This window comes from Kitasatospora sp. NPDC087271, assembly GCF_044744605.1.
Lineage (GTDB): Bacteria > Actinomycetota > Actinomycetes > Streptomycetales > Streptomycetaceae > Kitasatospora.
This window is the reverse complement of the sequence record NZ_JBIUYQ010000018.1, coordinates 70,194-78,587: the sequence shown is the minus strand read 5'-3', so window position 1 is coordinate 78,587 and position 8,394 is coordinate 70,194. Positions and strand designations below refer to the sequence as shown.

General features: G+C 74.4%; 10 protein-coding genes. 5 read left to right on the top strand and 5 right to left on the bottom strand.

The features are described from left to right. Nucleotides 1-68: 68 nt before the first annotated feature. Nucleotides 69-791: an alpha/beta hydrolase gene (locus ACIO9K_RS26940; RefSeq protein WP_400333755.1), complete on the top strand. Its 723-nt coding sequence runs from the start codon at nt 69-71 to the stop codon at nt 789-791. 27 nt (nt 792-818) lie between these two features. Here ACIO9K_RS26940 and ACIO9K_RS26935 read toward each other — a convergent pair whose 3' ends face one another. The 3 genes from ACIO9K_RS26935 to ACIO9K_RS26925 form a co-directional block, all read right to left on the bottom strand. Next, entirely contained in the window at nt 819-1,376 is a 558-nt protein-coding gene (locus ACIO9K_RS26935; protein WP_363620911.1) for a universal stress protein, read from the bottom strand. Nucleotides 1,377-1,521: 145 nt separating this feature from the next. After that, complete coding sequence (locus ACIO9K_RS26930) at nt 1,522-1,704, bottom strand: hypothetical protein (protein ID WP_400333752.1); 183 nt, start codon at nt 1,702-1,704, stop codon at nt 1,522-1,524. Between the two features lie 106 nt (nt 1,705-1,810). Then, the gene (locus ACIO9K_RS26925) at nt 1,811-2,482 is read right to left on the bottom strand and encodes a TetR/AcrR family transcriptional regulator (RefSeq protein ID WP_400333749.1); all 672 of its coding nucleotides are present in this window, start codon (nt 2,480-2,482) and stop codon (nt 1,811-1,813) included. A 124-nt stretch (nt 2,483-2,606) separates the two neighbouring features. Here ACIO9K_RS26925 and ACIO9K_RS26920 point away from each other — a divergent pair, with 124 nt between their 5' ends. Further along, nucleotides 2,607-3,347 (top strand): MOSC domain-containing protein, encoded by a 741-nt coding sequence (locus ACIO9K_RS26920; protein ID WP_400333747.1) that lies wholly within the window; start codon nt 2,607-2,609, stop codon nt 3,345-3,347. Here ACIO9K_RS26920 and ACIO9K_RS26915 read toward each other — a convergent pair. After that, on the bottom strand, nt 3,316-3,708 hold the full coding sequence (locus ACIO9K_RS26915) for a ribonuclease (RefSeq protein WP_400333744.1): 393 nt from the start codon (nt 3,706-3,708) through the stop codon (nt 3,316-3,318). The genes ACIO9K_RS26920 and ACIO9K_RS26915 overlap by 32 nt on opposite strands. A 291-nt stretch (nt 3,709-3,999) precedes the next feature. Here ACIO9K_RS26915 and ACIO9K_RS26910 point away from each other — a divergent pair, with 291 nt between their 5' ends. Beyond that, nucleotides 4,000-5,607 (top strand): carboxyl transferase domain-containing protein, encoded by a 1,608-nt coding sequence (locus tag ACIO9K_RS26910; protein ID WP_400333741.1) that lies wholly within the window; start codon nt 4,000-4,002, stop codon nt 5,605-5,607. Between the two features lie 540 nt (nt 5,608-6,147). Then, complete coding sequence (locus ACIO9K_RS26905) at nt 6,148-6,522, top strand: transglycosylase SLT domain-containing protein (protein WP_350879079.1); 375 nt, start codon at nt 6,148-6,150, stop codon at nt 6,520-6,522. A 281-nt stretch (nt 6,523-6,803) separates the two neighbouring features. Here the strand turns inward: ACIO9K_RS26905 and ACIO9K_RS26900 are convergent, their stop codons facing one another. Further along, complete coding sequence (locus ACIO9K_RS26900; RefSeq protein ID WP_363620903.1) at nt 6,804-7,283, bottom strand: HD domain-containing protein; 480 nt, start codon at nt 7,281-7,283, stop codon at nt 6,804-6,806. A gap of 108 nt (nt 7,284-7,391) precedes the next feature. On the opposite strand from ACIO9K_RS26900, the gene ACIO9K_RS26895 reads away from it, so the two are divergent. Beyond that, a complete protein-coding gene (locus ACIO9K_RS26895; RefSeq protein ID WP_363585247.1) occupies nt 7,392-8,315 on the top strand; it encodes an AEC family transporter in 924 nt (307 codons plus the stop codon). Nucleotides 8,316-8,394: the final 79 nt, after the last annotated feature.

Sequence of the window (8,394 nt, the reverse complement as noted above, 5' to 3'; positions counted from 1 at the left end):
ATCCCCCTCGCGACGAGAAGTACAGTACCAGCTCCGTGATCAGTCACCGAACCGGAGGCGAACCCCGCATGACGAGCGCTCAACCCGAGGCCACCCCGTACGCCGACGGACGGCTCATGGACGTGCACCGCCCGCCCGCCGGCACCGCCGGGCCCGCGCCCGTCGTACTGCTGTGGCACGGCCGGGGCCTCGACGAGCGCGACGTGCTGCGGCCGCTCGCCCGGGAGGCCGCCGGGCTCGGCCTGCTGGTGCTCGTCCCGGACTGGCGCTCCGACCGGCCGGACGGCGGCCGCGCCGAACTGCTCGCCTCGCTCGCCCACGCCCGCCGCACCGCCGCCGCGTACGGCGGGGACCCGGACCGCCTGGTCCTGGCCGGCTGGTCGCTGGGCGGCCGGGAGGCCATAGCCGTGGCCACCCACCCCGACACCCCCGCCGAGCGGCGTCCCATCGCCGCCGTCGGCATCTCCTCCAGCTACGCCCGCCCGGCGATCACCACCGGGGACGCCCCCCTCGACCTGCTGGCCGAGCAGCCCTCCCCCGTCCCGCTCTGGCTGGTCCACGGCACGGACGACGGGGTGCTGGACATCGAGCACACCCGGCGACTGAGCGCTGCTCTGACAAGGCAGATGTCGGCGGTACGGGTTCTCGAACCCGCCACCGACCACGCGGGCGTCATCATGACCGTGTACGACGCCGAGGCGGACCGCTGCCTCCCCACCACCGCCGAAGCGGTGCTGCGCGCCGGCCGCCGGACCGCCGCCGTCCTCGCCGAGGCCGCCGGGCTGTCGTAGGTAGCGGCACCACAGGCAGGGCGCGGCCTACCGCCCCGCGACGAGGGAGCGCAGGCCGTGGCCGCGTTCCATGGCCTCCAGGTCGCGCTGCAGCGGCGGCCGGGGGACGGCCAGGACGGGGCAGCTCGCGTGCCGGACGCAGTAGGCGGTGACGGAGGGGCGCAGCGCCCGGGAGAGGCAGCCTCGGCTGCTGCCCGCGCCGAGGACGAGCAGGTCGTCCGGGTGGTCGGCGAAGCGGACCAGGGTGTGTCCGGTGTCGCCGCGGACGACCTGGCAGCGCAGCCGGACTCCGGCGTAGCGGCCGGCGAAGGCCTCATCGAGGGCTTGCCGGAGCCGGGCGACGGCCGCGTCGCGGCCGGCGGTGATGGCGGCCGGGCAGGGTGTGCGGCGGTAGCCGATCTCTTCGCCGGGCGAGGTCCAGCAGAGGAGGGCGAGGACCTCGGCGTCGGTGCGGTGGGCTTCGGCGACGGCGTGGTGGAGGGCGGCGAGGCTGCCGAGCGAGCCGCTGACGCCGACGACGATCCGGCCCGCGCGGTCGGCCCGCTCCGCTGCCCCGTCCGCGCCGGATATCTCGCTGTCCGCCATGGTTCGCCCCGCCTCTCGGTCCGTACCGCCGTGCTGTGCTGTCGTCCTCCAGCAAAGCGGGCCGGCACCGCACCTCCGGCGCCCGTTGACACGCCTCTGACGCGCGCGCGGGTGTTCCGTACGTGTCCCTGATGCCCCGGGGTCGCTACGACGCGGTCCGGTACGCCTCCAGGTGGTCGGCCAGTTCTGCGGGGTGGCCGAGCGTGGGGCAGTGGTCGCCGGGCATCACCGCCACCACGTCGTGGCCCCGCCGGCGCAGTTCGGCCTCCAGCAGGTGCCGGTACCACGGGCCGGACGCGGCCCCGGGAATCAGCACGTACGTAGCCATCTTCATTGACCTCTCGGCAGCGCAACGGGCAGTCCGGACATCCTCGTCCATCCTCGTCACGGCACTCTGGTGAAGACCGACCGTTTCCCGGCGTGAAACGGCTCGCCTACCCCTCCGGTGGTTCGGCTTCCCAGAGGTCGGCGAACATCCGGTCCAGGTGTTCCTCGCCGATCGGGGGGACCGGCAGCGGGTGGGTGGCCTGGGTGCGGAAGCCGTCGAGGAGCAGGGCGAGGTAGCGGCGCCAGAGGTCGGGGCGCAGGTCGGTGGTGGCGGGCAGGGCGCGGCAGAGCGGGCCGAGCAGGAAGAGCAGGTCCATGGTGACCACGTCGCGCCGCATGGTGCCCTGGTCCTGGGCGCGGGCGATGAGGGCGCCGACGGTGGCGGCGTTCCGGCGGCTGATCTCGATCATGCCGGGGATGGTGGGGATGGCCTGGGTGACGAGGTCGTTGATGCCCCGGTCGGCGGCGACGAGTTCGAAGATGCGCTCGAAGTAGTGTTCGAGCGCGGTCCAGGCGTCCTCGGCGGCGAGGGCTTCCTCGCCGGCCCCGGCCAGGCCGACGGCGGCGTCGGCGAACACCTCGCCGATCAGCGCCTCGCGGGTCGGGAAGTGGCGGTAGAGGGTGGCGTTGCCGACGCCGGCCTCCTTGGCGATCTGGTCCAGCGGGACGTCGAGGCCGTGCCGGGAGAACATGCCGCGGGCGGCGGCGAGCAGCAGGTCGCGGTTGCGCTGGGCGTCGCGCCGGAGCTTTCCCGGGGGGTTCGCGCTGCTCGGTGCCATGTCCCGACCCTAGCAATCCCGGGGGCGGGCGGTCGGGCGACGGTCAACTACCCTACGGAGGCGTTGATTCCGCGAGGGGTCCGGAGCGGCCCGCGAGGGGCCGCGGTGAGTCGAGGGGGCGGCCATGGCCGAAGTGGTGGAGTTGCGGTACTACCCGGTGAAGGGGTGCGCCGGGGTCGAGGTGGCGCGGGCGGAGCTGACTCCGGCGGGGCTGGCCCACGACCGGGCGTTCATGGTGGTGGACGAGGACGGGGTGTTCCGCTCCCAGCGCCGGGACCGCCTGCTGGCCACGGTCCGCCCGACGGTCGGGGAGGACGGCCGCCGGCTGACCCTCGACGCCCCGGGTGTGGAGCCGGTGACCGTCGCCGTGGACACCGAGGGTCCGCGCCGGGCGGTGCGGCTGTTCGGCGCCCCGTTCTTCGGGATCGACCAGGGCGAGGAGGTGGCCGGCTGGCTGTCCGGGGTGCTGGGTGTCCGCAGCCGGCTGGTCCGGGTGCCGCCGGAGCACGACCGGGTGACCGACGGGCTGGTACCGGGCACGTCCGGCTACGCCGACAGCTGCGCGGTGCACCTGCTGTCCCGCGCGTCGCTGGAGCGCTTCAACGCGCTGAGCGGCGGACTCCCCGTGCCGGCGGACCGGTTCCGCCCGAACCTGGTGGTGGACGGCTGGGACGAATCGCACACCGAGGACCTGGCCCGCCGGATCACCGTGGGCGGCGCCGAGTTGGCCTATGCGGGGCCGCCCCTCGGCGATCCGGCGATCCGGCGGGCCCGTCGTTCCGGCGGCCCCGGCGGAGACGTGCGCCGGGGCCGGGAGGGGCGTGGGGCGCGTGTCAGCAGCCCTGGTCGATCAGCGAGAACGTGACGTAGTGGTCACCGGTGTAGTAGTCCTCCTGGGTCGCCTGACCGGTGATGATCCGGCGGGTGCCGCGGGTCGGGGCACCGGGCGTGATGACGGTGTACTCGTGGTAGTAGCCGTTGGACTGGCTGGGCAGGACGTGCTCCCTGTTCTGGAACACGACGCCGTCCTGGGAGTACGGGAACGGCCCGTCGGTGGCGATCAGGTTGAGGGTGTCGGTCGCCTCGGGCGGGAGGGCGGACAGACACACCGTGCCGCTCACGTCGGCGTGCGCCTCGGTGGCGACGGCGACGGGCGCGAGGGTCATCAGGGCGACGGCGGTGACGGCGGCAGCGCGGGTCTTCCACGCGCGTAGAGTGCGGGTCATGTCCACCAGTGTGACCAGCCACCGACAACTCCGGAAGCCCTGCGACAAACTATTAACCGACGGGTAACTCACCTGTCTGACCAGCGACTTGAGCCGTATCCCAGCTCCGACCCGAGCCCGGCCGGCGCCGTCCACGAACCGCCCGCACACCCCATGGGTCGACCGCCGTCGAACTAGTGACCCGACCGCAGTCGGCCTCCTCACAGCTTCCTCACGTTCGCTCCCCGCTCCAGTCGCGCCGCATAGAGTGACGGATCATGTCGGACCGGAACAACCGCTGACGGGGTGGGCATGAACACGGGGACGAACACGAGCGCGGGCACGGGACCGCACCCGGCCACGGCCACGGGCGCGCCGCTGACCGCGCGGCAGCTGATCGGACTGCTGGTCGACCCTGGCGCCTTCCAGGGCTGGGACGAGCCGCCGGCCGACCCGCCCACCGACCAGGCCGACCCGGGCTACCGCGCCTCGCTCGACCGGGCCCGCGCACGCACCGGTCTCGACGAGGCCGTCCTCACCGGTGCCGGCCTGGTCGGCGGGCGGCCGGTGGCGCTGGTCGCCTCCGAGTTCGGCTTCCTCGGCGGCTCGATCGGCGTGGCCACCGCCGAGCGGATCACCCGCGCCGTCGAGCGCGCCACCGCCGAGCGGCTGCCGCTGCTCGCCCTGCCCGTCTCCGGCGGGACGCGCATGCAGGAGGGGTCGGCGGCCTTCCTGTGCATGCTGCGGATCACCGCCGCCGTCCAGGCGCACCGCGCGGCCGGTCTCCCCTATCTCACCTATCTACGGAACCCGACCATGGGCGGGGTCTTCGCCTCCTGGGGCACGCTCGGCCAGCTGGTGTTCGCCGAGCCGGGCGCCCGGCTCGGCTTCCTCGGCCCGCGCGTGTACGAGGAACTGCGCGGCGTGGAACTGCCCCCGGACGTGCAGCGGGCGGAGACGCTCGCCGGACGCGGCCTGGTGGACGCCGTCGTGCCGCCGCAGGACCTGCGCGAACTGGTCCGCCGCACGCTCGCCGTCCTCGCCACCACCGCGCCCGCCCCGGGCAGCGCGGACACCAGCGCCACCAGCGGCACCAGCGGCACCGGCGCCCCCGGTCCCGGCCCCGGCCCCACCCCCGACGGGGCCGCCGAACACCCCGACGCCTGGGACTCCGTCCGTCGCACCCGTCGCCCCGACCGCCCGGGCACCCGCGAGCTGCTGCGCCACACCGCCGAGGAACTGGTGCTGCTGGACGCCCCCGGCGGGCGGGACGGCGCGCTGGTCCGCGCCCTCGCCGTCCTCGGGGGTCGGCCGGTCCTGGTGGTCGGCCAGCAGCGGCAGACCCCGGAGCACGAGCGCCCGTTCACCGCCGCCGACCTGCGGGCCGTCCGGCGCACCGCGCGGGTGGCGGAGCAGCTGGGGCTGCCGCTGGTCACGGTCGTCGACACGGCCGGGGCCGAACTGTCCGCGCAGGCCGAGCTGGACGGGATCGCGGTCGAGATCGCGCACTGCCTGACCACCCTGCTGGCGCTGCGCACGCCCGTCCTGGCGGTGCTGCTCGGCCAGGGCTCGGGCGGCGGCGCGCTGGCGCTGCTCCCGGCCGACCGGGTGCTCGCCGCCGGACACGCCTGGCTGGCGCCACTGCCACCGGAGGGCGCGTCCGCGATCGTCCACCGGGACGGCGGGCACGCCGCCGAGCTGGCCCGCTCCCAGGGCATCGGCGCGGGCCACCTGGCGGAGGTCGGGCTGGTGGACGAGGTGGTCGAGGAGCGGCCGGACGCGGCGGACGAGCCGGAGGCGTTCTGCGCGCGGCTGGGACGGGCGGTCGGTGCCGCGCTCGGCGGGCTGGCGGCGCTGCCGGAACCGGACCGCCTCGCGGCGCGGGCCCTCCGTCACCGCCGGCTCGGCGACCTCCGCTGAACCCCCGGTGGGGCCCGCCGATCTCCGCCGGTCTCCGCCGGGGCCCGACGGTCTCCCCCGGGCCCCACAGGTGTGGCGCCGGTCTCAACGGCGGCGAGATCGTCTGTACCCAACGTGCCGGCGGCAGACCGGCGGGTGACGGCCTCAGCGGCCCAAACGGTGAGTGCGCTCACACCGGAATGCGGTCCACGACGGGCGATAGTGGCAAGTCCCGGGCACCCGCGCCCCGCCCCGCCGACGGGGCGTTCGCACAGGTCACCACCGGTCGGCGCGCTCCGCGCAACCGACCCTTCGAATCCACGGCGGCCGCCCCCCGTACGACCGGGGGTCGTAACAAGGGGGTCTTGGCGACGCCCGATCCGGCATGCCAACAATGGCTCAGTCGTCAGCCGCACCGGCACCTGTCCCGCCGGTAGCGACTTACTGCCAGGTCACGCCCCACGACCATTTCGGCCCCTGTCCGGCCATGGTCCAAGGCGGGGCGTGACCCGGCCCAACCCGATTGAGGTCTTGTTCTTCATGCCCACTTTCAAGCTCCGTATGCGCACTTCCGCCGCGATTCTCGCCGGCGCCGCCGGTCTGACCGCCCTGGGCGCGGGTGTCCTGCCCGCCACCGCGAACGCCGCCACCCTGTCCCCGCAGGCCGTGGCCGCCCAGATCGTCCCGGCGAACCAGCTGGCCTCCTTCAGCCAGATCATCGCCCACGAGTCCAGCTGGAACGTGACCGCGACCAACGCCAGCTCGGGCGCGTACGGCCTGGCCCAGGCGCTGCCGGGCTCCAAGATGGCGACGCACGGCTCCGACTGGAAGACCAACGCGACCACCCAGATCAAGTGGGCGCTGGACTACATGAACTCCCGCTACGGCAGCCCGAACGCCGCCTGGACCTTCTGGCAGGCCAACCACTGGTACTAAGCCGACCACCTCGGCTCACCGGACTCCACCCGCATCCTGACCACTCCCCCCTCACCCCGGGGGTCGGACAGGGATCACCGGGGTGACCCCAGAGGGCCCGGGCCCGCGCGATCCGCGTGGCCCGGGCCCTCTCGTGGTTCCCGCACACCGCTCGCGGGTCGCGCGGCGCCTCCCGCCGTTCGCCCGACCCGCCCCCGCCTCGTCCGGCCCGCCCCCGCCTCGCCTGGTCTGCTCCCGCCTCGCCCTCACCTCGTCCGGACGCCCGGGCCGCGCCCCGTCGCTCAGAGCTCGCCGGTGAGCCCGAGCAGTTCCCGCATCCGCGCGTACTTGGCGGCCAAGCGCTCGGCGGTCGCGGCGTCCAGCGCGGCCAGCCGGGCCGGGTCCGAGTTGTGGGCGAGGTCGGCACGCTTGACCAGCAACGCGCCCGGCGTGGCCAGGACCCGCGCGGTGTACGCCTCGACCGGCTCGTCGGGGCGGCGGGTGAGCGCGTCCACGATCGTCTTGGTGGCCTCGGACAACGCGGCCCCCGCCAGCCACTCCCGGCTCAACCGGTCGTCCTCGACGGTGTCGTGCAGCCAGCCCGCCGCGATCTGGGCGTCACTGCCACCGCGCGCGGCCGTCCCGTGTGCGACCGCCGCGATGTGCTCGCCGTACGGGTGGCCGTTCTTGTCGACCTGCCCTTCGTGCGCGCGGCGGGCGATCGCCTCCACCTCGGCCAGGCTCAGGTACTCGGGTTCCATCGGCGCGTTCTCGGGCTCCATCGGCTCATCGTAGGCCCGTGGTCTCCCCGTTCACGCTCACTGGTTTACTGCCCCGGGGCGGGAGACCCCCGGCCCACCCGGCAGACCGTCCGAGCGATCCGAGGAACCATGCCATCCCTGCACCCCCTGCTGTCCGGATTCGCCCCGATCTGGGCGCTGACCGGGGTCGGCTACCTGGTCGGCCGGACCGGGCTGCTCGGGCCGCACGCGGAGCCGGTGCTCAACCGGTTCGTCTTCCACGTGGCGATGCCGGCCTCACTGTTCCTGATGATCGTCCGCACCCCGCTGGACCACTTCGCCAACCCCTCGATGCTCGCCTTCACCGCCGGCACCGTCGTCTCGATCGGCCTCGGGCTGCTCGCCGGGCGCCTGCTGTTCCGGCGCAAGACCGGCGAGTTGGCGATCGGCGCGATGGCCTGCGGGTACGTCAACTCGGCCAACCTCGGCATCCCGGTGGCGATGCAGCTCCTCGGTGACGCCTCCTTCGTCGCACCGGTGGTGCTGTTCCAGATCCTGGTGGTCACGCCCGCGGTGCTGGCCGTCCTCGACGGCGGCGCGGCCGGCCGCCGGGCCCTGCTCACCCTGCCACTGCGCAACCCCATCCTGTTGGCCACCGCGCTCGGCGCCGCCGCCTCCGCCTGCGGGTTTCACCTGCCCGCCGAGCTGAACCGCTCCTGCGAACTGCTCGGCGGCGCCGCCGTGCCGACCGCCCTGGTCGCCCTCGGCATGTCGCTGCACAACCGCCCGCCGGCCACCGGCCGTTCGCGCCACGCCGAGGTCGGGCTGACCGTCGCGGTCAAGACCCTGATACAGCCGCTGGTCGCCTTCGCGGTGGCCGGCCCGCTGCTCCACCTCCCCGCGCACCAACTCCTCACCGTGGTGCTCTTCTCCGCCCTGCCCACCGCGCAGAACGTCTACGTCTACGCCCGCGAGTACGGCCAGGGCACCGGGCTCGCCCGGGACTCGGTGCTCTGGTCGACCCTGGCGTCGATGGCGACCCTGTCGGTGATCAGCTGGTCCCTCGCCGCGTAGCCGGAGCCTTCCGGAGAGGTGACGACCACCCGTACGCGGCACGACAGTTGTCCCCCGCGAGCCGTACAAAAGCGGGGAA

Coding starts and splice junctions, on each gene's coding strand:
- ACIO9K_RS26920 (WP_400333747.1), top strand. CDS start 2,607: ATGGCCGAAGTGGTGGAGTTGCGGTACTACCCGGTGAAGGGGTGCGCC.
- ACIO9K_RS26925 (WP_400333749.1), bottom strand. CDS start 2,482: ATGGCACCGAGCAGCGCGAACCCCCCGGGAAAGCTCCGGCGCGACGCC.
- ACIO9K_RS26905 (WP_350879079.1), top strand. CDS start 6,148: ATGCGCACTTCCGCCGCGATTCTCGCCGGCGCCGCCGGTCTGACCGCC.
- ACIO9K_RS26935 (WP_363620911.1), bottom strand. CDS start 1,376: ATGGCGGACAGCGAGATATCCGGCGCGGACGGGGCAGCGGAGCGGGCC.
- ACIO9K_RS26895 (WP_363585247.1), top strand. CDS start 7,392: ATGCCATCCCTGCACCCCCTGCTGTCCGGATTCGCCCCGATCTGGGCG.
- ACIO9K_RS26940 (WP_400333755.1), top strand. CDS start 69: ATGACGAGCGCTCAACCCGAGGCCACCCCGTACGCCGACGGACGGCTC.
- ACIO9K_RS26915 (WP_400333744.1), bottom strand. CDS start 3,708: ATGACCCGCACTCTACGCGCGTGGAAGACCCGCGCTGCCGCCGTCACC.
- ACIO9K_RS26910 (WP_400333741.1), top strand. CDS start 4,000: ATGAACACGGGGACGAACACGAGCGCGGGCACGGGACCGCACCCGGCC.
- ACIO9K_RS26930 (WP_400333752.1), bottom strand. CDS start 1,704: ATGGCTACGTACGTGCTGATTCCCGGGGCCGCGTCCGGCCCGTGGTAC.
- ACIO9K_RS26900 (WP_363620903.1), bottom strand. CDS start 7,283: ATGGAGCCCGAGAACGCGCCGATGGAACCCGAGTACCTGAGCCTGGCC.